The following is a 23,689-nucleotide window of genomic DNA, read 5'->3' on the forward strand; positions in this document are numbered from 1 at the left end:
TAGAGATCATTCTAAAAATGCGTAATTGATGCTTTAGATTATCTATATTGATATCCACTATAATCGGTAAAACTACACCGCTTACAGTTGAGATATACCGAAATTACTTATTGAATTGCAATCACTTTTTTAGTTTATTGATAGTAAGTAGTTTTGGTATATCTGCTTTTTTAAAAACAAAAAAGCGGAAGTATAACTACTCCCGCTCTATTTAGCTAAGGGTTAGATTACATCCAACCTTTTTCTTTGTAGTAACGAATCGCGCCTTCATGAAGTGGAGCAGATAGATTTTTAGTGATCATATCGCTTTCTTTCAGGTTAGCAAATGCAGGGTGCATCTTCTTGAAACGTTTAAAGTTTTCAAATACAGCTTTCACCATTTGGTAAACTGTTTCTGAATCTGTTTTAGTTGAGCTAACAAACGTAGCCGCTACACCAAATGTTGCTGTATCAGTGTCAGTACCTTTGTACATGCCTGCTGGAATACTTGTCATTGCGTAGTATGGATTATCAGACGCTAACTTTTGAGCAACGTCATTATCAACAGGTACCAATACTGCATCACAAGAAGTGGTTGCTTCTTTGATTGAACCATTCGGATGACCAGCAACGAACACGATTGCATCGACTTTACCGTCACATAGTGCAGCCGCTTGCTCTGAAGATTTAAGTTCAGACGCAACAGCGAAATCACTCATTTCCCAGCCCATTTTGCTCATCAATACTTCCATCGTACCGCGTTGGCCTGAACCTGGGTTACCTACGTTTACTTTTTTACCCTTTAGATCGTCAAAGCTTTTAATACCTGCATCTGCACGAGCAACAACAGTGAACGGTTCTGCATATACAGAGAATACAGAGCGTAATTCTTTAAATGCACCTGCAGGGAATTGCTCTGGCGCAGTACCGTTGTATGCATGGAACTGCCAATCTGATTGAGCAACACCCATATCAAGGTCGCCAGATTTTAGACCGTTAATGTTAGTTACTGAACCACCTGTTTTGTGAGTACAGTTAATTTCGTGCTCAGCTGTACCACGGTTTACTAGACGACAAATAGCACCACCTACTTGATAATAAACACCCGTTTGACCACCAGTACCAATTACTACGTGTTTAGTTTCTGCAATTGCAGAACTTGCCATGAATGTTGCGCCTACAGCCGCTGCCATTGCTAATTTTTTTAAAAACATATTTAACTTCCTTTTAGATTTATTTCGGTGGTACTTTCCTATATAGACAAGCAAGAATCAAGCCTATAGAGGAAAATATGTGGACTCTCAAGTCCTTACAGAAAGGGCTGTATTAAACTCAAACACATTGCTTATTAAACAACCACTTACATGTTCTTTTTTGGTGCGTTAATTTTATTTTTGCACCATTTTAGAGCTAACTGCCTGCCACTTTTATTTTGGTTTTGCGATGCACCAATCATGTTTATGAATACTTACTTTATAATGGTGATGATTTATGGCCTTTATCGCTTTAAATTCATACAGGTAATACTGAAACAAACTACAAATTACTTGCTTAAATAATGCTGAAAAGCTTAACTATAACCTCAACTAATTAAGGAGAAACTCCGTGCTTAATGAAACCACTTTACCCTCAATAAAAGCATTACGTACTTTTGTGGCGGTGGCCGATAACATGAGTTTTTCAAAAGCAGCACAAGCGCTTTTTGTTAGCCAAGGCGCAGTGAGTAAAAATATCTCCTCCTTAGAAAAACAACTTGGGCAACCGCTATTCAATCGACGTTTAAACGGCATTGAATTAACCAGTGCAGGTGAACAATATCTACCTAAAATCATTGAAGCACTGGAAATTATTCAATATACGACTGAAAGCTTAGTTTTGATCGATCAAGTGGAAGAAGTTTTATCATTAAATGTCACTCCTTCTTTTGCTAGCTTATGGTTAATTCCACATATACAACAATTTTATGATCTCAATAAAAATATTCGCGTCAGAATAAAAACCGGTGATGGCATTATCAAAAAGACCAATGGAGAAAGTGATATCGCCATTCGTTGTTTATCGGTGTCGGCTCATTATGAAAATGCCACACTATTAAGAAGAGAAAAGCTAGTGTTAGTCGCTTCACCTCAATTGTTGGCTAGTAACCCCATTAATACAATACAAGATGTGCAGCACTTTGATGCTATTTTCCATATCACTCGACCACGTTTATGGGAGCAATTTAAGAAACAAAATCAGTTAACCTTTAGCAGTAATTATAGTTGTACTGGCTTTGAACATTTTTACATGTCTTTAGAAGCGGCAAAAGGCGGATTAGGATTAGCACTTTTGCCTGACTTTATGGTGCATAAATCTTTAGTGAGTGGTGAACTCATTAACCCACTTAATATCAGTATGGATACGGATTATGCTTATTATGCTTTTATACCAAGCTACCGACTCTCCTCTCGAAAGATTTATGAGTTTAAACAATGGATCACCGCCAATTTAGGTCAAAATATCGATTTATAATCCCATTAACTTATTATTGAGAGCGCAAAATTTGACGAAAACTATCAGCGTTATGCAAGTCGATATTTAATAAGCTACTCACTACCTTAATATCGATAATTTGTTGTGCATTACTGTCGGCAATCTCACCTTTACTATTGAAATGATTATTTTCAAAACCGACACGAACATCCCCCCCCATCAACATGGCACTGACCAAGCATTGTTGCTCTTCAGGACCAAATGCACAGGTTGCCCAGCGCGTTTTTACTGTTAATAATTGCTCGTTCAGAAAAGGTGCAAGATCAGTAGCTGAAGAACGTAATTGCTTATGATAACGTCCCAACACTAATAAAATATGGTGGTTTTTACTGGGCAGAACCCCTTGTTTGATCAATGAAAAATAGCGTTGTACATCTTCTACCGAGTACAGAATATATTGAGCAATGATGCCACTCTCTTCTACCCAATGAAAAAACTGCTGCGCAACCGACAAATATGAGTCATTGGGAATTAACTCTTTCAGAGCAAAGGAGGCAGCTTCGGGTAGCGTCTCTTTGATTAACAACATTTGTTGTTCTGGTTGATATTGCCCAACCGCTTCAGTGGTTAATTGTACAATAATCGACTCACCAACAGCTTGCTTAACCGCTGTTAAGGTCTTGATATTGTCATTTATCTCTAAAGAATGCAGGCCATTTTTATCACGCGCATGTAGATGCACCATGGCAGCACCGGCATCGCGACAAGCAATGACATCCTGTACAATTTGCTCGACTGTGATAGGTACTGCAGGATGATCTTGCCGCGTTTTACGTGCGCCATTGGGCGCAACAATAATCGCAGCTTTATGCACTTGTTCAATGATCATAATGCCCAACCTTGTGCTGCTTCGATCAGCGCAGCTTTATGCACTTGTTCAATGATCATAATGCCCAACCTTGTGCTGCTTCGATCAGCGCTGCTTTCAATTTACTCACCAACTCATCAAGCTGTTCATCATTAATGATAAATGGCGGAGCTAATAGAATATGGTGCCCTGCACGGCCATTAATGGTACCAGCCATTGGGTAACACATTAACCCGTGTTTCATGGCCAACTTCTTCACTACTTTATTCGCTTCAGTGGTTGCAGGTAATGGCATCTTGCTCTGTTTATCGGCCACCAGCTCAATACCAATAAATAGCCCTCGCCCTCTTATGTCGCCAACATAAGATAAAGACAGCAAAGCTTCTTTTAACTTAGCGCGTAGTTTTTTACCTTGCTCCTGTACTTTATCTAACAAGCTTTCCGACACTATGGTCTGTATTGTTGCTAATGCAGCGGCACAAGCAACAGGATGTGCCATAAACGTATGCCCATGCTGAAAAAATCCACTACCATTGGCAATGGCGTCGTAAATTTTGCTACTGATCACCACACCACCAATAGGCTGATAGCCTGCTCCTAAACCTTTTGCAACGGTCACTAAATCAGGGACAATGTTATCTTGTTCAAAAGCATAAAAGGTACCTGTTCGACCAATACCACACATTACTTCATCAAGTATAAGCAGCACATCGTATTTATCACAAATTTCCCGGATACGTTGAAAGTACCCTTCCGTTGCAGGTAATGCACCAGCTGTCGCCCCCACTACTGGTTCAGCAACAAAAGCCATTACATTCTCAGCACCAAGATTTAATATTTCAGTTTCTAACTCATTTGCAACACGCAAAGAGTAATCTAACTCAGATTCATTGGCTTGTTGGTCACGGTATGCATAACAAGGTGCGATATGTTTTACTTCTGAAAGTAATGGAGTAAATTTCTCTCTGCGCCATTCGTTTCCACCCACGGCTAAAGCACCTAAGGTATTACCATGATAGCTTTGACGTCTAGCAATAAACTGCGTTTTACTCGGCTTACCAATTTCCACAAAATACTGACGAGCCATTTTTAACGCTGACTCAACAGCTTCGGATCCACCACTAACAAAGTAAACATGGTTTAACGGCTCTGGTGCTAAATCGGTTAACAGTTTAGCTAAATCTTCACTTGGTTGATTGGTAAAAAAACCTGTATGAGCAAAAGGAATAGATTCAACCTGTTCAATCATTGCTTGTTTTACTGCAGCATGGCTATGCCCTAAGTTTGAAACCGCAGCCCCTCCACAACCATCTAAATACTGCTTGCCCTGTTGGTCGAATAAGTAAATACCATTACCACCAGTAACGATTGGAAGTTCAGAGTGACAGTGGCGATGCAGAATGTGCGTCATGTAGCTAACCTTTTATAAAATATCAATTAAGAAAGCCTGATAATTATATTTTTTAGGTTGGTTTACAAAGGAATTAAAATCCACGGGTATGAAAAACAGGAATAATGCTTAAGCGAGCTGGGCTCAGCTCCACATGTTAGTCGATAATATGTGTTTTACGTTTTAGACATAAAAATATGATAAAACTGCAATAAAACTACAACAATCGCTTGTAATCATGCTCCCCAATATTTTTGTCTTCACTGTCATTATTTAAATAAGCCCCTACTGGGTAAAAGAATGAATGCAATAGTTATATTTTAAAAAAATGTTATTTGTGACCTCTGATTGATTAACAATTAAACAAGCGATCAGGTCAATAAATAGTCATTTAGAGTTAAAAATACACATTTTTTTAAAAAAATTGATGCATATTTCACAAAGTGAAGGTAATTTAAATAACAGGTTGACTGGATGGTCAACTAAATGGAATGAATATTAACAATATACTTACATTAAATTTACTAGGGAAAGAGCAATGCAACAGCCATATTTTAAGAAACGTTACCTATCACAAATTGTTACCTCTGTTTTAATCGCTGCATCACTCACAGCTTGTAATACCGATAGTAGTGATGATGAGCAAACTACTGATACCACAAATTATACGTTACAACTATTACATATGGCCGATATGGATGGCTCAAACGCGACAGCGCTAGACAACGCTGGTAACTTTGCAAGTAACGTGGATGCATTACGCGACCAATACCCAGATAACACGCTATTTTTAAGCTCAGGCGATAACTATATCCCTGGTGTACGTTATGTAGCAGGTAGTGATGAGTCAATGACCAATGTTGACGGCATCAACGTACCGGGTAATGGTAGAGCTGATATCGCAATGGTTAATGCAATGGGCTTACAAGCTTCAGCTGTAGGTAACCATGACCTAGATGGCGGTACTGAAGAATTTGCGTCAATTATTGCCGTAGATGACTCTTACCCTGGGGCACAATTTCCATACCTAAGCTCAAACATGATTTTTGCTGACGATGAAAATACTGCACCATTAGTCGTTGAAGATGGTTTAATCGCAAGTGAAATTCCTAACAGCTTAGCGTCATATACGATTATCGAAGTGGATGGTGAACAAATCGGTATTGTTGGTGCTACAACACCAACAAATGAAATTATTACCGATACCGGTGATATTACGGTTCTTCCTGCGAGTGACGATACAGCTGATCTTGCGGTATTAATACAAGCAAAAGTGGATGAACTAACCGCACTGGGTATTAACAAAGTTATTCTACTAGCACACATGCAAAGTATCTCTATCGAAGAAGAGCTAGCAACGCTACTAACTGACGTCGATATCATTGTCGCAGGTGGTTCAAATACACTACTTGCCGATAGTACAGACCGTTTATGGGATGGTGATACCGCTGCTGGAGAATACCCTGAGTTATTTGAAGATGCCGACGGTAACGATGTAGCCTTAGTGAATGTTGATGGTGACTACAAATACCTAGGTCGCTTAGTGGTTGAGTTTGATGATAATGGCAACATTATCGTAGATTCAATTGATGAAGATGTTAGTGGTTCATACATTAGTGATGAAACAATGGTGACGTCATTATCTGGTGAAGCAAATACAGATGTTGATAACATTGTTGATGCAGTGAATGACGTGATTATTGAATCTGAAAGTAATATTGTAGGTCATACTGACGTATTCATAAATGGTCTTCGTGCCTCGGTTCGCTCTGAAGAAACTAACCTAGGTAATCTAACCGCTGAAGCTAATCTTTGGTATGCAAACCTCATTGACGGTATCGATACGCAAATTTCTATTAAGAATGGTGGTGGTATTCGTGCCGAGATTGGTTACGCAGCTTACCCTGCAGGTTCAACAAGCGCTGAAGATCTAGAGTATTACCCGCCAGCTGCTTACCCTAACGCAGGTAAAGAAGAAGGTGATATTTCACAATACGATTTACAAACAGCTTTATCATTCAACAATGATTTAACAGTATTAGATCTAACCGCAGCACAGTTAAAAGAGATTGCAGAACATGCTGTATCTGATGTTACTGGTGGTCGTTTTCCACAAATCTCTGGTATGTCTTTAACCTACGATGAAACACAAACTGCACGTGAATTTAGTACGGTTACTGATGATGATGGAGTAACAACCTTAACGCAAACGGTTGAAGGTGAGCGTATTCAAGAGCTAGCTGTTGATACTAACGGTGATGGTGAATATAACTACACTGTGGTTTCTGGTGGTGAGTTAGTAGATGAAGATAGTATGACATTCTCAGTAATGACACTTACTTACATCGCAGAAGGTGGTGATGGTTACCCATTCCCATGTACAGCAGCAGGCGCAGATTGTAGTGAGTTAAATACAGATCTTAGTGACATCATGACAACTGAAGATCCAGGTAACTCAAGCTTTGCAGATACAGGTACAGAGCAAGATGCACTAGCTGAATACTTATTATACCTATATCCAGATGCTGATAATGCATACAACGAAGCTGATAGTATTGCAGATGAAACAGTGACTGATGAACGCATTATTCGTAGTGAATCACTATAAGTAATAGTTAACTAATCACACATTAACAAACCGCCTTGAACAGGCGGTTTTTTTATATCTAAAATTAGCTAATGGCTTTATTCAGATAGGATTTCATCTCTTGAGGGGGCACCATACTGCCGCCAGTGGCCCATATTAAATGCGTTGCATTGGCCATTTTATGCTTATCTAAGTTTAATCTTTGTAAATACTCAATGTTTGCAGACACTATCATCGGACCAATCACACCCGCGACCGCTGAAGGCTCTAGTTGTAAACCTTCTAAACGATCCATCTTTTCTAGGTAGTTATACATAGTTTGATCGGACAAAGTGTAATAGCCATCTATTAACCCCTGCATTGAACGTCCAACAAAACCAGATGCACGCCCTACAGCTAAACCATCGGCAGCGGTTATATTATCAATACCAATATCTTGCACCGAGATTTGATCATGCAACCCAGTATACACTCCTAATAACATACAAGGAGAATGTGTCGGCTCTGCAAAAATACAATGTACATGCTCCCCAAAAGCAACCTTTAACCCAAATGCAACACCGCCCGGCCCACCACCAACACCACAAGGTAGATAAACAAACAATGGGTGGTCTTGATCGACTTTAACTCCCAACTCAATAAACTGTTGCAATAAACGCTGACCTGCAACCGAGTAACCTAAAAACAATGTTTGCGAATTTTCATCGTCGATAAAGAAACAACTAGCATCCTGCTCAGCTTCTTTTCTCCCCTGCGCCACCGCAACACCATAATCTTGCTCATACTCGACAACATTAACACCATGCGCTCGTAACTTGTCTTTTTTCCATTGCCGTGCATCAGCAGACATATGAACAGAAACAGAGAAACCTAACTTAGCACTAATAATGCCAATGGATACCCCTAAATTACCAGTGGAGCCAACAGCAATGCGGTATTGGCTAAAGAACTGCTGAAAGGATTCAGAATACAACTTTCCATAATCATCCCCCTCTTCTAACAACCCTGCTTGTATCGCTAGTTTTTCAGCATGAGTTAAAACTTCATAGATACCACCACGTGCTTTAATAGAGCCTGCAATAGGTAAGTGACTATCCTTCTTCAACATCAATTGTCCAGATAAAGATTGTCCATAATCAAGCTGTAATTGCTTCTTCATCTTTGCGATTTCAACCACTTCAGATTCAATAATGCCGTTGCTTTTTACTGTATCAGGAAAAGCTTGCGTCAAATAAGGTGCAAATCTTGTGAGTCGCTCACTGGCTTCCTGTATATCTTGCTTACCTAGAGCAACTTGCTTTATTCCTTGTTCAACTGAGGTAATTTTAGGGTTGAACCAACTAGTTGGTTGTAATGCTATTAGCATTTTTAATAGAGGATAGTTATCAATTAAGTTATCTATATTCAATTTATTCACTGTGAGCCTTAGACATAACTAATTTAAATGAGCAATTAATGAGGGTTAAAAGCTGTTTTTGCACGCCTTTACTTTTAGATGCTAGACATCAACATCATGACTGATTAATAAAAAGCTGCAATCTAATTAAAGACTAGCGCTTTTTTGTAGCGATGTTGAAGATTTATCTAAATGTGGCAATAGCAGCCGCTAGTATCATTAACAATCAAACTTGAACTATAACCTTTTGCATAATTACCTAATACCGTTTCCACGTAACCATTAGAAGCGCTACATGCTAAACCAGCAGAATAAGGGCCAAAATAAAGTAAATTTCGCTGGTTATTAGTAATTAAAATGGCAGGAGTGGAAGGGACTAATGCCGCTAATTTTTCTGATACAACCACATTAATAACCTTAAAACCTTCAATAGCAGCTCGTTGATTAATTTCACCTTTATGATTATCGCTATATTGAGTGCATGAACAACCTTGGCTAGTGAAGTGAACAATTGTATCGCTTAAATCTCGTCCTTTTAGCTGCTCTATCTCGCTTATTTTCTGCATTAATGAAATGGGATCTGCATCCGTTAGCTTCTGTTGGGGATCAAAGTCAGCTAAACGACCACTAATAAAATAGATAGCTGCAGCAATAGTTAAAACTAACCATATACCGCAGATAATGTAGTGAGTCGCTGTAACCTTACTATTTGAAGCGTGCAATGTTTGACTCTAATAATAAAACAGATTGAGAAATCTTAGCGGCTTCTTGCGCTAAGATTTCCACTTTGGCTGTATCACCTTTACTCAGTAGACTTACTCTTTCGGTACTCTGGGCAATATCGTTAGTTGCCACTGATTGCTCTTCTACTGCCGCAGCCACTGAATCTGCAATATCACTAGATAATGAGGCTAAGTCTGTAGCATGAGCAATCTTATTATTAGCTTTGGCTGCTACTTCAATCACTAACTCTACAGCACTAAGACATTGAGCCATTGATTGTGTCGATGATTGTGAGTGGTTTACTAACTTAGACAAAGTTTCATTTACTCTGGTTGTACTATCTTTTGTGCGATTTGCTAATGCTCTGACCTCATCAGCAACGACAGCAAACCCTCTCCCCTGTTCACCCGCTCGAGCAGCTTCTATTGCTGCATTTAAAGCGAGTAAGTTCGTTTGATCAGCGATACCAGTAATCTCAGACAAGACATTAGCAATCACATCACTTGAATTAGCCAACGCAGTGATTTCTACGCTAGTTTTATTAAGTGAGTCAGTGAGTTCGCTATTTTTAACATTAATCTCTTCGATGTGTTGATTTGCAGCTTGTGCAGATTCAGAGACTTCTTTCATTTGAGTACTTAATTGTGATGCATCCTGTGCAATTGATCCGACCGTCACAGCCATCTCTTCTACAGAAGAAGCAATATTCTCAGTTTCGGCTTGCCTATTAGTAGCAGAAATTTCGAGTTCCGTTTTCGCAGATGTTAAATTGTTTGAGTTAACAATAAATTCATTGGCCTGAGTTTTTACGCTGCTTACTACGTTATCAAGTACTGATAAAAGATCGTTAAATCCGCCTAAAATATTATTGCCACGACTATCTGTGTGTACTTTTAAATCAAGTGATTGATCATTCATGGTTAACAGCTGAGTTACCCTTGCTAGCTCAACCCCTACTCGACTATCATCATATAATACTTTGGCAATATAGCCTGCAATAATAGCTTCAATTACCGCATAAACGGCATGAATGATCACCGTCGAAAAAAACAATCTATCTTGGTCAAAAATGTATATATTGGCACCGTTAACTTGCATAAAGTAAAATGATAAATGATGTACTGCGACTAATAAGGTAGCTGAAATAAAGACTTTCCAATCACTAAAAATAATCAATATTGCCATTAAGATAAAAATCTCAAAATGTACTTCAATCAAGCCATTCATTTGATGAATATGCAAACAAGCAAAAACCATCGCAGCTAAAGCAGAAACGTGCTTAGTTAATGCAGCATCTGGAATACTTTTACATAGCCATAATGGTACCAACATAGCAGGCAAACCTATTAATATAGCCTCTAAGTAAGTCCCATATATAAAAGCCATTGCAATGGATTCAACGAATAATAATATCAAAATTCTTGAAAAAACTTGGTTTACTCTATTTACTTTATTCATTGTTTTACCTTACTTATATCGATCTATTTTTATAATTTTTATTATGGTGAAAAAGAGCGGAACCATACGGGAAAAAATGAGGTATAGATCATTTAAGTGCAAAAAATCACCTTGTTTTGATGAAATTTACCACAAACGAATACCTATTTATAATTACTTTATAATAAGTAAAGGTGAAAATAGAGAGGCTGAGCACAGAAAGGTCAAAAAAACCCACCAAGAGTGGTGGGTTTTTAATATTAAAGCAATATGAGGAACATTAACTAGCTATTAATTCATCTTCAGCTTGTGATAACAGCGCGAACTCTTCTTCTGCTGATTTAGCCACTAAGTTATTTCGACCAATGAATGTGTAATAAAGCATACCAATCACAAATAATACTAGCGTGAAATAGAAGGCTCTTACATCGTAAGCATAAACACCAGTTAATGCGACTAGTGATAATACAAACGAGATGCCTGACGTTACCACACCACCAGGTGTTTTATATGGACGAGCTAAACCAGGTTGGTTGATACGCAATAAAATGTGGCTACCTGACATCATTGCATAGGAAACCGTTGCACCAACAACCGCCATTGAAAGCATTAAGTCACCTTCACCTGTTAACGATAATAAGAATCCTAAAATACCAGGGAAAATAAGTGAGCGGACAGGCACTTTACGTTTACTAGTTAATGATAGACTTTGTGGTAAGTAACCAGCACGAGAAAGTGCAAAGACTAAACGACTATAACCGTAGATAATTGAGAAGAATGAAGCAATCAAACCCGCTAAACCTAATACATTTACCATAGTTGCAATATTTGGGTTACCTGTCATTTTTAACGCATCAACTAACGGTACTGCGCTACCAGCAGTCACTTGTGCACCAGCAGCACCAGCCACTAATACTACGACTAATATTGCAGTGAATAATAAGAAGATCATCGCTGCGATAATCCCTTTCGGTACATCTTTCGCTGGATCTTTTGCTTCTTCAGCAGCTAATGGTACACCTTCCACAGCAAGAAATAACCACATAGCAAACGGTAATGCAGCCCAAACACCGTAATACCCCATTGGTAGGAATTCAGTCCCGCCAATTAATGGTTCAATATCAAATAAGTTATCAACATTGAATTCAGGTAATAACACCACACCAGTGGCAATAATCGCTAATACTGCTAACGCACTGATCACCATCATCACTTTTAACGCTTCACCAGCACCAAAGATATGGATACCGATAAATACTAAATAGAACAATGCGTAAACAATCGGCCCGTCAAAACCTAATAACTCGTTTACCGATGATCCGATAAAAATAACAATTGCAGCAGGTGCAAGTGTATATTCAATCAAAACAGCTAACCCGGTAAGGTAACCACCAGCAGGCCCCATTGCTTGGCGTGCAAAACTATAACCACCACCTGCAGCAGGTATCGCAGCAGACATTTCAGCCAAAGATAACACCAGCGTTAAATACATCACGCCCATTAATACCGCAGCAATAACAAAACCGCCCCATCCCGCTTGCGCTATACCAAAGTTCCACCCAGCAAAGTCCCCTGAGATAACATATGAAATCCCCAGACCAGCAAGCAAAATCCAACCGGCTGCTCCCTTTTTCAATTGCCTTTGAGCTAGGTATTCTTGATTAGTAGACATAGTAGTTCCCTTCTTATAGTAATTAAGTTGTTGTTAATTGATTATTATTTATTTTTATAAGTGATTGTTTTTATTGTCTTTATCGTTTTATGACAAATTGGTTAAACTAAAATGCTGTGTGTGCTCTGTTTCTAACAATGAATCTTCAGATCGATCTTTTAAATTCACTCCCGTTAAAGACAGGCGACGTGATTCATTAAGTAAATAGATACTCTTATGCACAGCAGCCTGATATTTCAGCCCTTCAGGTCGTATATTAGAAATGCAATTACGCATTGAATCTTCCATGCCTCGTTGTGCTCCCCAAGTTAAGTACAACCCCATACTGTCAGGTGAACTTAATCCAGGGCGCTCACCAATCAGCAACACCACTTGTTTAGCATTCAACGCTTCACAGACATCATCTCCCACTGCAACTCTCCCTTGTTGCACCACACAGATAGGAGCAATTTTCAGCTGTTTAGGAAATTCTTCTTGTAAGCGGCTAATGAACAATTCAACAAAGGTTGTGGCATGATGACTAATTGCATAGGAAGAAAGCCCATCAGCAAGCACAAACACTAGGTCATATGCTTCACCATTCAAGGCTTCTAAGCGTTCAATTGAAGGTCTATCTAACTGACGACCTAGATCAGGGCGTTGAAGGTATTCCATACGATCAGTTGCTTTGCTATGTAAGCGTTGTATTGGTAAGTAAGGGCTCAGTACTTGTGATTGTTCAAATTGCTCTGATAATTTATCCACATCAAGCGGTACATGAACGGCATCAATTGCTTGTGCATGAGAAAGTTGAAAACGTAATAGCTCAGAGGTTGGTAAACTAGTACCTGCGCGCCCTAAACCAATACGAGCATCGGTGAATTGACGTAATTTAGCCCAAGGGTCTTGGTGTACGCTATGGGGCTGTTTTACCTGCTCTGTTGAATTAGGTTTGCTCATGACAACTCCTTAATCAGGTTCAGTGGTTTTGCAAAGCTATCTGGCAACGTAGAGCTTAGCTGAGTAGCATTATTTTCAGGCGAGATTTGCATCTTTTTAAGCCACTGATCAAACTCAGGTGCTGGGCGTAAGCCTAATGCTTGGCGGGCATACAAGGCATCATGAAAAGAGGTCGTCTGGTAGTTCAACATAATGTCATCAGAGCCAGGTATGCCCATAATGAAAGAACATTCAGCAACGCCTAATAAGGTCAATAAATTGTCCATATCATTTTGGTCTGCATAAGCATGATTGGTATAACAGATATCACACCCCATCGGTAAACCTAATAGTTTTCCGCAAAAATGGTCTTCCAATCCTGCACGGATAATCTGCTTACCATCGAACAAGTATTCAGGGCCAATAAAACCAACCACTGTATTAACTAATAATGGCTTAAATTTACGCGCAACTGCATAAGCGCGAGTTTCACAGGTTTGCTGATCGACACCATGATGACCATTTGCAGACAACGCACTACCTTGCCCAGTTTCAAAATACATCACGTTATCACCTACAGTGCCGCGCTTGAGTTCTAGTGCTGCTTGATGCGCTTCATCTAACACATTGAGATTAACACCAAAGCCTTGATTGGTTGCTTCAGTGCCACCAATTGATTGGAAAACCAGATCAACAGGTGCACCTAGCTCGATTGCTTCGATAGTATTCGTAACATGCGTTAATACACAGGACTGTGTTGGGATCTCATAATGTTGAATAACATCATCCATTAGCTTCATTAGCTTCACCGCCTGTGAAACACTATCTGTCGCTGGATTAATGCCTAATACAGCATCACCATTACCGTACATCAAACCATCAAAAATAGTCGCTGCAATGCCACTTACATCATCAGTGGGGTGATTAGGTTGTAAACGTGTAGACAGATGACCAGGCAAGCCAATGGTATTTCTAAATTTAGTAATGATATTGCATTTTTTCGCCACCAAAATTAGATCTTGATTACGCATAATTTTACTCACCGCAGCGACCATTTCAGGGGTTAAACCAGCGCGGATACGGGTAAAGTCAATTTCAGTTGTCGTTTCTTGCAATAACCAATTCCGAAAGTCACCTACTGTGAGGTGTGATATTTCAGAAAAAGCCGCAGCATCATGCTCATCGATAATTAATCGGGTTATTTCATCTTTTTCATAAGGGATAAGCGTTTCTTGAAGAAATGTTTTTAATGGTAACTCAGCCAATAACATTTGTGCGACAGCACGCTGCTCTGCAGAAAGCGCTGCTACTCCAGCCAATTGGTCACCAGATCGCATTGGAGAAGCTTTAGCCATTAAATCTGCTAAACTCTCAAATTGATAAAGGTGACTACCAAGCTGATAGCGATAATTAGACATTTCTAGTACCTCAAAATAAAATTAGGCGCGAACTTTGCGCTCAATATAAACAGGTAACTGCGAAGAGTGTTCCAATTAAATAACGCAATTGCGCAACAATAAAAGTTGTTTAAAAACAAATAATTGAAATAATTATGCATCAAATTAATGCACTGTAATAGGAGGCGGTAAAATGGCAAATTCAAAGCAGCACCAAGTTAATACTTCCGTTGCACTAGAGCGGTGCAAATCCTTTACTTTTGATGTTAACCAACAAGCTGAAAGCTTACGACAATGGGAACAACGCTATAATCAGCATAGCAATGGTATATTTAGTGGTTATTTAGATGAGTTGAAGTTACAAGGCATTCATTTTTTTGAAGAGTTTACTAACCGTACCTTACAACAGCAGTGCTGTGTTAAGCATGATAATTTATGGTTAGGATTTTCTTTACAAACACAGCGCCCTAAAATCAATAACAGTGACGTATTAGCAGGGCAAATAATGACTCGCCCTTCAGGGATTGAATTTGAGTTAATTACCCCACCTGATTTCCATATTTATGGGTTGGTGATCAATAAGCATAGCTTAGACACTGAGATGATTGGGGCAGATTACGATCTTTGGCAAAATAAAAGTACACACTTACAAGTATCCAAGCCTACGTCTTATGTTAGTTATGAACTAGCCAAATTAATCAGCTTGTTATTAGGTAATAGCAATTCCCCTATGGGGAGCACTCACTTACTTAAAGATTCAGATCCTTTAAGATTAAATCATTTAACACCTTTGATCTCTTCAAAAGTGGCAGATCTCTTAATGCAAACAGAATATCAGCATCATAATCTCAGCGTGTCTCAGCAAACCACACAACGAGTGATCACTGATATCACTGAGTATATTCAAGAAACAGGTAACTACCCTCTTACCATTACTGAATTATGCCAAATCAGCAATATCAGTCGCCGAGCGTTACAATACTGTTTTGAACAGGGCCTTGGTATCTCCCCCATTCAATACATAAGGGATTGTCGTTTAAACGAGATAAGAAGAATTTTATTAAGTGAAGATAACCAGCATAGTATTACAGACCTTGCGTTGAACTTTGGTTTTTTCCATATCAGTACTTTTAATGCTTATTACAAAGGATTATTTGGAGAAACCCCAACACAAACAATCCAACGTGCAAGCCATTACCACCACCCCGTGATTAGCCAAACACCACCGATAGTATTATAAATAAAGCCTAAGCACTTCATTCTTAAAAAGATAAGTAGGTCAATTAACATTCGAATTGAGTACTTTAATCTGCCAACGCTATGTTATTATAATGACTAATTTTATTGATAGAAGTAGTTATTATGTCTCATCCTTTGCTCGCTCGTGCCATCGAAATTTGTAAATCGAACAATGTACGCTTTACCCCTGTTCGCCAACAAGTATTTACTTTAATGGCAGAGCACCAAGGGGCTATTAGCGCCTACGAATTATTAGAGCAGCTACAAAAAACCGACAGTAAAGCAAAGCCACCCACAATTTATCGTGCACTAGAGTTTTTATTAGAGAACCATTTTATCCATCGAATTGAATCTTTGAATGCTTATTTGATGTGTTGTCACCTAGGTTGCGAACATCCAATGCAGTTATTGATTTGTGATAAATGTAAATGCGTGATTGAATTGAGCGATCCAATTATTGATGACGCATTCTCAAGTAAAGCATCGCAATTTGGATTTAATATCACTAATAAAGTATTAGAAGCGCACGGTGTATGTGAGCGTTGTATCTCATAAAGCAAAAAACCCTCAATATACGGATACATATTGAGGGAAACAGGGAAGACTTTATAAAATCGCTATCTTCATTAATTAGTCATGACAATTTATAATTAGTTCATAAATTATGCAAAGCTAATTTGTTTGTTTAATGAGCTTCATCCCAATTATCACCAACATCAGCATCGGCAATCAGTGGTACATCTAACTTAGCTGCATTAGCCATAATTGTTTGAATCTCTTTTGTATAAGATTCTACAGACTCTTCTTTAATCGCAAAGACTAATTCATCGTGTACTTGCATCAGAATTTGCACGCTGCCTTGTGGCTTCTGTTTTACCCACTCTGCCATGTCGATCATCGCTTTTTTGATGATATCGGCAGCCGTTCCCTGCATCGGTGCATTAATCGCCGCACGTTCAGCTGCTTTCTTTAGCATACCGTTTTTAGCATTGATATTAGGCAACTGTAATCGACGACCAAAAATAGTTTCTACATAAGCTTTTTCATTCGCTAGTAAACGCGTATCTTCCATATAAGTTAATACAGCCGGGTAACGACTGAAGTAACGATCCATGTATTTTTGTGCTTCTTGACGACCAATATTTAATTGCTTAGCTAAACCAAAGGCACTCATACCGTAAATTAAACCAAAGTTAATCGCTTTAGCGCTTCGACGTTGATCAACAGTCACATCATCAAGTGCAACAGAGAAAACTTCAGCGGCCGTTGCTTTATGGATATCTTTACCTGTTGAGAATGCCGTTAATAAACCTGCGTCTTGCGACAAATGCGCCATAATACGTAATTCAATTTGACTGTAATCGGCAGCTACAATTTTATAACCAGGTTGTGCAATAAAGGCTTGGCGAATACGACGACCTTCACTGCTACGAATTGGAATATTTTGTAGGTTTGGATCGCTTGATGATAAACGACCTGTCACCGTGACCGCCTGATGGTATGAAGTATGAAGACGACCTGTCTCTTCGTTAACCATTAGTGGTAACTTATCAGTATATGTTGATTTTAGTTTACTTAATCCACGATGCTCAATAATTAACTTAGGCAAAGGGTAAGTAAGTGCCAACTCTTGCAATACTTCTTCCGCCGTAGAAGGCGCACCTTTTGGTGTTTTCTTAATCACCGGTATATTTAATTCTTCAAACAAAATCGTTTGTAGTTGTTTTGGCGAGCTTAAATTAAACGGTTTACCTGCTTCTTCGTATGCTAGCTCTTCTAACTCTAATAAACGCTTCGCAATTTCATTGCTTTGTACTTTTAATAACTCACTGTCGATTTCAACACCGCCTCTTTCAATATCTGAAAGTACAGTTAATAGCGGCATCTCAATCTCATTCAATACTGTTAATAACTCAGGTGTTTCCTGTAAGCGACTTTGTAATTCGAGGTGAAGACGTAACGTAATATCAGCATCTTCAGCAGCATAAGGAGCTGCTTCTTTAATCGAAATTTGATTAAAGGTAAGTTGTTTTTTACCTTTACCGGCAATATCTTCAAAGCTAATGCATTTATGGCCTAAATATTTTAGTGCTAAGGTATCCATATCATGCTTGCCAGTGCTATCTAACACATAAGATTCCAGCATAGTATCAAAGGCAATGCCACCCAAGGTAATACCATGATTTAGTAATACACTGCGGTCATATTTTAAATTTTGACCTACTTTTTTATATTCATCTGATGACAAAACTGGCTCTAATAAGGCGAGAGTCTCTGTCAAATCTAACTGTGCAGGTGCATCAATATAGTCATGTGCTAATGGCAGGTATGCCGCTTCAATGATTGGATCAGCTTCTTCACCTACATTGGTTTGAATAGCAAAGGATAAACCAACAATCTTAGCTTGCATGTAATCTAGGCTGGTTGTTTCAGTATCAAAGGCGAAGATATCAGCTTGTTTTAATTTCTTAATCCACTGCAATAATTGCCCTTTGGTGTAGATAGTTTTATAGCTATCACGGTCAACCATTGATTTTGCAGCAACAAATGCAGGGTTCACTTGGCTTTCTTGCCCAGAAGAAGCTTTAGCCACTAAATTATCACCAGATAATAAGGATGCTAACCAACGTTTAAATTCTAATTTTCCAAATAGTTTAATCAGTTCATCAGTATCTTGTGGAGTTGGTTTGAAGTCGTCGTAACCCACTTCCAATTCGACATCTAACTTAATTGTCGCTAGTTGATATGATAAACGAGCCATTGCTTCGTTTTCTTGCATCTTTTTAGCCATGGTTTTACTACCACGGAAACCTAATGGTGCCAGTTTATCTAAGTTTTCATAGATGCTATCCATGTTGCCTAGACCTTGTAACATCGCTAAAGCGGTTTTTTCACCAACCCCTGGTACACCAGGTATGTTATCGACTTTATCACCCATTAACGCTAAAAAGTCGATGATCATTTCTGGTGGAATACCAAATTTTTCATTAACACCTGGTACATCAAGTACAGTATTAGTCATTGTGTTAATCAAATAAGTGTTTTCATCAACTAACTGCGCCATGTCCTTATCGCCAGTGCTGATTAAGGTTTTAATGCCTTTTTGGCTAGCCTGTAACGCCAGTGTACCAATGACGTCATCGGCTTCTACGCCGGGTACCGTTAAAATAGGTAAACCCATCGCTTTAATCACAGCATGTAAAGGCTCTATTTGACTACGTAAATCATCTGGCATACTAGGTCTGTTGGCTTTGTACTCAACATACATGTCATCACGAAAGGTTTTTCCTTTAGCATCAAAGACAACCACAATATGTGTTGGGCTAAATTGCTTTAACAAGCTTTGTAGCATGTTCACTACGCCATATACAGCACCAGTAGCTTCACCAGCTGAGTTGGTTAAATGTGGGGGAGAGAAAAATGCACGATATAAATACGAAGAGCCGTCAACCAGCACAAAAGGATTTTCAGGAACTACAGCCATAGATAACTACCAATCAAATAAAACGGGTAGATAGTATACCTATCACACTTAAAAATAGTGACCTCGTTTTTGTATAATCTGAAATTATACTCATTTGATTAAATGTATGAGCTACATTTTTCGCAGAAAAAATAGTTGAATTGATATAAATCACATCTCTATTTACGAAATTTATAATATAGGGTGAGTTGTTTTTAAGTAGAAGAATCGATCAACCTGTGTGTAGAACCGACATTCACCAATAAAAATACATTAATCGCTAAATACAAAAAATAAATAGTAGCCTACGAGGTGGCTAAAAGGTAAGTGGACATTCACTTTCGCTGTATAAACATCTGTGGATAACTCTGTTAATTATTTTATTTAAAATTTGACGTATAACAAAAAATAATTATTAACACTTAAATTTCAAATAGATGCAAATGACAGACACGCAAAAAACGCACATTTAACGTTTTTGTAAATGTGCATAACAAAAAGAATATATACCTAATTCAGTTTAATTTAGTCGCTATTTTAGCTAGTAAAATGACCAACAGGGTTAGCGTACATCTTCAGTACTGTTTCCTGTAATTCCGGTGGAATTGCTTGAATACGCGCTTTAAAAGCTGCTATATCTTGTGCCGACAGGTTATCTACATCTTGTTGCGCTGCAATTAAGTTAGATGGGTGTAGGAAATAGTTTTGGTAGATTTGCTTATCAATCTCTTCAGCCACTTGATCGGCATTTTCGAAGTTACCACTCAAAGGCTGACCAAATGCAACATGTACGTGCCCTTTCTGGCCAACAATACCACTTACAATACTTTCAATATCTTCAAATTGACTTTTATTGTATTGACCTGATTCAGAAAGCTCATATAACTCACGTGCTTTTTGTTGATCGCATGGGTCTAACTCATAAGAAACCGCAACCGGCACAATGTTTAATGACTTAATGTACTCATCAAAAGGTATTTTTTGCTTTTTACCATTAACATAAAACATTTTAATGATCGCAGGATCGGTTTTATCAAAACCATCCTTTGCTCTTCCCTCTTTCTGGGCAATCCAAATGCTACTATCAAATTTTAACGAAGTACTGATGTAATCAGATAAGGTCGATAATGACTTCATCATTTCACGTACCCCCGTCACAGAACGTTTTACGATAAAACTTTTATTCATGCGCATCAGGTCTGATACAAAAGGTTTACTTAATAAGTTATCGCCGATTGCAATACGTACCGTGTGGAAGTTTTCAGTGAACAATGCCCAGTTAACAAAAGACGGGTCCATTGCGATATCACGATGATTAGACACAAACAAATAATTTTGTTCTGGATCTAATTTTTCTAAGCCAGAATAAGTGAATTTAGTGGTCGTAGAATCAATCATGTGTTGCATATAAACACCGACTACTTTTTGCATTTTATCAATGCTGTCTATGCTTCCCCATTTGTATAGGAAATAACGACGTAACAAAGGCTTAAGCACAAATCCTAAACATTTTGATAACTTAGGAAAACGGAAGCTTAATATAGCATCCATAAATTCTTCGCTATTAATGACACGCTTGATAGCTGGTTGTATCTCTTGGTCATTGTAGGGACGAATATCACTAAATTTATCAATGTTAGTTGGCATATTATGATTCTCTAGAAAATGGATGGCGCATTTTACATGCTTTTAGGCATAACAGCGAGGAGATTTAAACGAATATACGGCTATTGTTGCTTGTTTTATAACCTAAATCAGGCCTATTGCACGCTTTGGAAGTTTAGTTTGATCCATCAATACTAATAATATCAGCTTATTACCCCACCTACTTTGTATTAGGTAGGGTAAAATAAAAGATGACTAGATAAAAGCAAAGGCATCGCCGTAGATATTATCGATCACTGCACCGCGTTTAATAAAGTCTTCACGCGCGACTTTAGCCATTTCAAAACGGCCTACAATGTAGATATCAAACTCAGAGAGATCTTCGAATTCATCTAATACGGCTTGGTGTACATAACCATGTTTACCCAGCCAATCTTCTTCAGGCAACTCCACTACAGGATGGAAATGGATATTGTTGTGCTCTTCAGACCAGCTTTTTGCTTGGTCTTCAAAATAGAAATGAGAGTACTCTTTAACCCCCCAGTACAGATAAACAGGGTTTTCTAAATTTGACTCTACAATCTGCTCTAGAATTGATTTCACGTAAGAGAATCCTGTTCCGCCAGCCATTAAAATAATAGGGCGAGTAGACTCTTCACGTAAATAAGCCGCGCCGTTAGCGATTTCGACGTCTAAAGACTCACCAGACTGCATTTTTTCAACAACTTGCATCGCATATTTGTTATCAGGTGTGGCACCAATATGTAGCTCAATCAACTCACTTGATGGTGTGTTTGCAATAGAAAAATGACGTTTGTCACCTTCTCCCATGATCACTGATACATATTGTCCCGCTTTAAAAGAAACAGCTTTCGTAGGGGCTAAAAATATACGGTATAAAAACGCATTTAACTTCTCGATTGAAGCAACATTACAGGTAACTTGTGGCATTCTTTTCTCTTTTATTATTGGCTAACAATATCTAACAGGCCGATGGCTTCATTAAGGTCACATTATGACAAAATATCTAGGTCATTCCAAAGACCATCTATTTTTTCTTTAACGTCTTTATCCATAACGATGGGGACACCCCATTCGCGCGTGGTTTCACCTGGCCATTTATTGGTGGCATCTAAGCCCATTTTTGAGCCTAATCCTGATACAGGGGAAGCAAAGTCCAAATAATCGATCGGTGTATTATCCACTAATGTGGTATCACGACTTGGATCCATACGAGTAGTAATTGCCCAAATCACGTCGTTCCAGTCGCGTACATTAACATCATCGTCACACACAATAATAAATTTAGTATACATAAACTGACGCAAGAACGACCAAATACCCAACATTACACGCTTAGCGTGACCCGGGTAACTCTTCTTCATAGACACAACCGCCATACGGTATGAGCAACCTTCTGGGGGCAAATAAAAGTCTACAATTTCAGGGAACTGTTTTTTAATAATCGGTACGAAAACTTCATTTAATGCTACACCTAAAATAGCCGGTTCATCAGGTGGACGGCCAGTATAAGTGCTATGGTAAATAGGGTCTTTTCGAGTCGTGACATGAGTGACTGTCATCACTTGGAAATCATCGACTTCATTGTAATAGCCAGTATGATCTCCGTAAGGCCCTTCAGGTGCTTCTTCACCCGGCATTAAATAACCTTCTAAGATGATTTCAGCGGTAGCCGGTACATCTAAATCATTGCTTAACCCCGTTGCTACTTTAGTTCTTGAACCACGTAATAAACCAGCAAATGCATATTCAGATAATGTGTCTGGTACCGGTGTCACTGCGCCAAGAATCGTTGCTGGATCGGCCCCCAATGCAACGCTTACAGGGAATGGTTTACCTGGATTTGCTTCTTGCCACTCACGGTAATCAATCGCGCCACCACGGTGCGATAACCAACGCATAATAATTTTATTTTTAGCGATTAATTGCTGACGGTATATGCCTAGGTTTTGGCGTTTTTTGTAAGGACCACGAGTAATAGTCAGCCCCCACGTAATCAAGGGAGCTACATCTCCAGGCCAACACTTCATGATCGGTAGTTTGGTTAAATCAACGTCATCACCTTCCATCACTACTTCCTGACACGCAGGTGATTTAACGCGTTTAGTAGGCATATTAAGAACTTGTTTGAAGATTGGTAGCTTTTCCCACATCGCCTTCACGCCTTTAGGTGGATCAGGTTCTTTTAAATAGGCTAACCACTCCCCCACTTCACGTAGTTCACTCACCTTTTCTTTACCCATCGCTAAGGCAACTCGTTCAGGTGTACCAAATAAATTGGTTAACACTGGAGTCTCGTGACCTTTCGGGTTTTCAAATAATAAAGCAGGTCCGCCAGCACGCAATGTGCGATCAGAGATTTCAGTCATCTCTAAATTAGGGTCAATCTCTTGGCTAATGCGTTTTAATAGCCCTTTTTCTTCTAGTTGATTTAAAAAATCACGCAAATCATCAAACTTCATTTTACCTACTTAACCTCCATTCTGGATAATGAAAGCATCTCTATATTTAAAAGCATAAAG

General features: G+C 38.8%; 17 protein-coding genes. 4 read left to right on the forward strand and 13 right to left on the reverse strand.

Features of this window, described 5'->3' with window-relative positions:
• Nucleotides 1–227: 227 nt before the first annotated feature.
• Entirely contained in the window at nt 228–1,193 is a 966-nt protein-coding gene (locus tag AC0L3W_RS13255; protein ID WP_290041007.1) for a TAXI family TRAP transporter solute-binding subunit, read from the reverse strand.
• Between the two features lie 391 nt (nt 1,194–1,584).
• Here AC0L3W_RS13255 and AC0L3W_RS13260 point away from each other — a divergent pair, with 391 nt between their 5' ends.
• On the forward strand, nt 1,585–2,490 hold the full coding sequence (locus tag AC0L3W_RS13260; protein ID WP_290041009.1) for a LysR substrate-binding domain-containing protein: 906 nt from the start codon (nt 1,585–1,587) through the stop codon (nt 2,488–2,490).
• Between the two features lie 13 nt (nt 2,491–2,503).
• On the opposite strand, the gene AC0L3W_RS13265 is transcribed toward AC0L3W_RS13260, so the two are convergent.
• Together AC0L3W_RS13265 and AC0L3W_RS13270 are read right to left on the reverse strand one after the other, a co-directional pair.
• Nucleotides 2,504–3,340, reverse strand: a complete 837-nt coding sequence (locus AC0L3W_RS13265; protein ID WP_290041011.1) for a beta-keto acid cleavage family enzyme — start codon at nt 3,338–3,340, stop codon at nt 2,504–2,506.
• Nucleotides 3,341–3,395: 55 nt separating this feature from the next.
• Nucleotides 3,396–4,730 (reverse strand): aspartate aminotransferase family protein, encoded by a 1,335-nt coding sequence (locus AC0L3W_RS13270; RefSeq protein ID WP_290041013.1) that lies wholly within the window; start codon nt 4,728–4,730, stop codon nt 3,396–3,398.
• Between the two features lie 517 nt (nt 4,731–5,247).
• On the opposite strand from AC0L3W_RS13270, the gene AC0L3W_RS13275 reads away from it, so the two are divergent.
• The gene (locus tag AC0L3W_RS13275; RefSeq protein WP_290041015.1) at nt 5,248–7,317 is read left to right on the forward strand and encodes a bifunctional metallophosphatase/5'-nucleotidase; all 2,070 of its coding nucleotides are present in this window, start codon (nt 5,248–5,250) and stop codon (nt 7,315–7,317) included.
• A gap of 64 nt (nt 7,318–7,381) precedes the next feature.
• On the opposite strand, the gene AC0L3W_RS13280 is transcribed toward AC0L3W_RS13275, so the two are convergent.
• The 6 genes from AC0L3W_RS13280 to AC0L3W_RS13305 form a co-directional block, all read right to left on the reverse strand.
• Nucleotides 7,382–8,713, reverse strand: a complete 1,332-nt coding sequence (locus AC0L3W_RS13280; protein WP_409440311.1) for a D-serine ammonia-lyase — start codon at nt 8,711–8,713, stop codon at nt 7,382–7,384.
• A 167-nt stretch (nt 8,714–8,880) separates the two neighbouring features.
• Nucleotides 8,881–9,414, reverse strand: coding sequence for a DUF6436 domain-containing protein (locus tag AC0L3W_RS13285; protein ID WP_290041019.1), 534 nt, complete (start codon nt 9,412–9,414; stop codon nt 8,881–8,883).
• Nucleotides 9,398–10,873 carry a methyl-accepting chemotaxis protein gene (locus AC0L3W_RS13290; protein WP_409440310.1) on the reverse strand — a complete coding sequence of 492 codons (1,476 nt, stop codon included), beginning with the start codon at nt 10,871–10,873 and terminating at the stop codon, nt 9,398–9,400. The genes AC0L3W_RS13285 and AC0L3W_RS13290 overlap by 17 nt, the downstream gene beginning before the upstream one ends.
• A 259-nt stretch (nt 10,874–11,132) precedes the next feature.
• Nucleotides 11,133–12,524 carry an ethanolamine permease gene (eat, locus tag AC0L3W_RS13295; RefSeq protein WP_409440309.1) on the reverse strand — a complete coding sequence of 464 codons (1,392 nt, stop codon included), beginning with the start codon at nt 12,522–12,524 and terminating at the stop codon, nt 11,133–11,135.
• Between the two features lie 87 nt (nt 12,525–12,611).
• Nucleotides 12,612–13,463, reverse strand: coding sequence for an ethanolamine ammonia-lyase subunit EutC (gene eutC, locus AC0L3W_RS13300; protein WP_409440308.1), 852 nt, complete (start codon nt 13,461–13,463; stop codon nt 12,612–12,614).
• Nucleotides 13,460–14,860, reverse strand: coding sequence for an ethanolamine ammonia-lyase subunit EutB (locus tag AC0L3W_RS13305; protein WP_409440307.1), 1,401 nt, complete (start codon nt 14,858–14,860; stop codon nt 13,460–13,462). The genes eutC and AC0L3W_RS13305 overlap by 4 nt, the downstream gene beginning before the upstream one ends.
• Before the next feature lie 172 nt (nt 14,861–15,032).
• On the opposite strand from AC0L3W_RS13305, the gene AC0L3W_RS13310 reads away from it, so the two are divergent.
• Both AC0L3W_RS13310 and AC0L3W_RS13315 read left to right on the forward strand, forming a co-directional pair.
• A complete protein-coding gene (locus AC0L3W_RS13310) occupies nt 15,033–16,079 on the forward strand; it encodes a helix-turn-helix domain-containing protein (protein ID WP_290041027.1) in 1,047 nt (348 codons plus the stop codon).
• A gap of 122 nt (nt 16,080–16,201) precedes the next feature.
• A complete protein-coding gene (locus AC0L3W_RS13315) occupies nt 16,202–16,633 on the forward strand; it encodes a transcriptional repressor (protein WP_290041028.1) in 432 nt (143 codons plus the stop codon).
• 130 nt (nt 16,634–16,763) lie between these two features.
• Here the strand turns inward: AC0L3W_RS13315 and polA are convergent, their stop codons facing one another.
• The 4 genes from polA to ubiD all read right to left on the reverse strand — a co-directional run bounded on the left by polA (nt 16,764) and on the right by ubiD (nt 23,629).
• Complete coding sequence (gene polA / locus AC0L3W_RS13320) at nt 16,764–19,562, reverse strand: DNA polymerase I (RefSeq protein WP_409440306.1); 2,799 nt, start codon at nt 19,560–19,562, stop codon at nt 16,764–16,766.
• A gap of 516 nt (nt 19,563–20,078) precedes the next feature.
• Nucleotides 20,079–21,188 (reverse strand): 1-acyl-sn-glycerol-3-phosphate acyltransferase, encoded by a 1,110-nt coding sequence (locus AC0L3W_RS13325; protein ID WP_290041031.1) that lies wholly within the window; start codon nt 21,186–21,188, stop codon nt 20,079–20,081.
• A 213-nt stretch (nt 21,189–21,401) separates the two neighbouring features.
• The gene (gene fre / locus AC0L3W_RS13330) at nt 21,402–22,097 is read right to left on the reverse strand and encodes an NAD(P)H-flavin reductase (RefSeq protein WP_290041032.1); all 696 of its coding nucleotides are present in this window, start codon (nt 22,095–22,097) and stop codon (nt 21,402–21,404) included.
• 62 nt (nt 22,098–22,159) lie between these two features.
• The gene (gene ubiD, locus AC0L3W_RS13335) at nt 22,160–23,629 is read right to left on the reverse strand and encodes a 4-hydroxy-3-polyprenylbenzoate decarboxylase (RefSeq protein ID WP_409440305.1); all 1,470 of its coding nucleotides are present in this window, start codon (nt 23,627–23,629) and stop codon (nt 22,160–22,162) included.
• Nucleotides 23,630–23,689 lie beyond the last annotated feature (60 nt).

This window comes from Psychromonas sp. KJ10-5 (assembly GCF_055808325.1).

Coding starts and splice junctions, on each gene's coding strand:
- AC0L3W_RS13290 (WP_409440310.1), bottom strand. CDS start 10,873: ATGAATAAAGTAAATAGAGTAAACCAAGTTTTTTCAAGAATTTTGATA.
- AC0L3W_RS13305 (WP_409440307.1), bottom strand. CDS start 14,860: ATGTCTAATTATCGCTATCAGCTTGGTAGTCACCTTTATCAATTTGAG.
- AC0L3W_RS13310 (WP_290041027.1), top strand. CDS start 15,033: ATGGCAAATTCAAAGCAGCACCAAGTTAATACTTCCGTTGCACTAGAG.
- AC0L3W_RS13270 (WP_290041013.1), bottom strand. CDS start 4,730: ATGACGCACATTCTGCATCGCCACTGTCACTCTGAACTTCCAATCGTT.
- AC0L3W_RS13315 (WP_290041028.1), top strand. CDS start 16,202: ATGTCTCATCCTTTGCTCGCTCGTGCCATCGAAATTTGTAAATCGAAC.
- AC0L3W_RS13265 (WP_290041011.1), bottom strand. CDS start 3,340: ATGATCATTGAACAAGTGCATAAAGCTGCGATTATTGTTGCGCCCAAT.
- AC0L3W_RS13275 (WP_290041015.1), top strand. CDS start 5,248: ATGCAACAGCCATATTTTAAGAAACGTTACCTATCACAAATTGTTACC.
- polA (WP_409440306.1), bottom strand. CDS start 19,562: ATGGCTGTAGTTCCTGAAAATCCTTTTGTGCTGGTTGACGGCTCTTCG.
- ubiD (WP_409440305.1), bottom strand. CDS start 23,629: ATGAAGTTTGATGATTTGCGTGATTTTTTAAATCAACTAGAAGAAAAA.
- eat (WP_409440309.1), bottom strand. CDS start 12,524: ATGTCTACTAATCAAGAATACCTAGCTCAAAGGCAATTGAAAAAGGGA.
- AC0L3W_RS13325 (WP_290041031.1), bottom strand. CDS start 21,188: ATGCCAACTAACATTGATAAATTTAGTGATATTCGTCCCTACAATGAC.
- eutC (WP_409440308.1), bottom strand. CDS start 13,463: ATGAGCAAACCTAATTCAACAGAGCAGGTAAAACAGCCCCATAGCGTA.
- AC0L3W_RS13255 (WP_290041007.1), bottom strand. CDS start 1,193: ATGTTTTTAAAAAAATTAGCAATGGCAGCGGCTGTAGGCGCAACATTC.
- fre (WP_290041032.1), bottom strand. CDS start 22,097: ATGCCACAAGTTACCTGTAATGTTGCTTCAATCGAGAAGTTAAATGCG.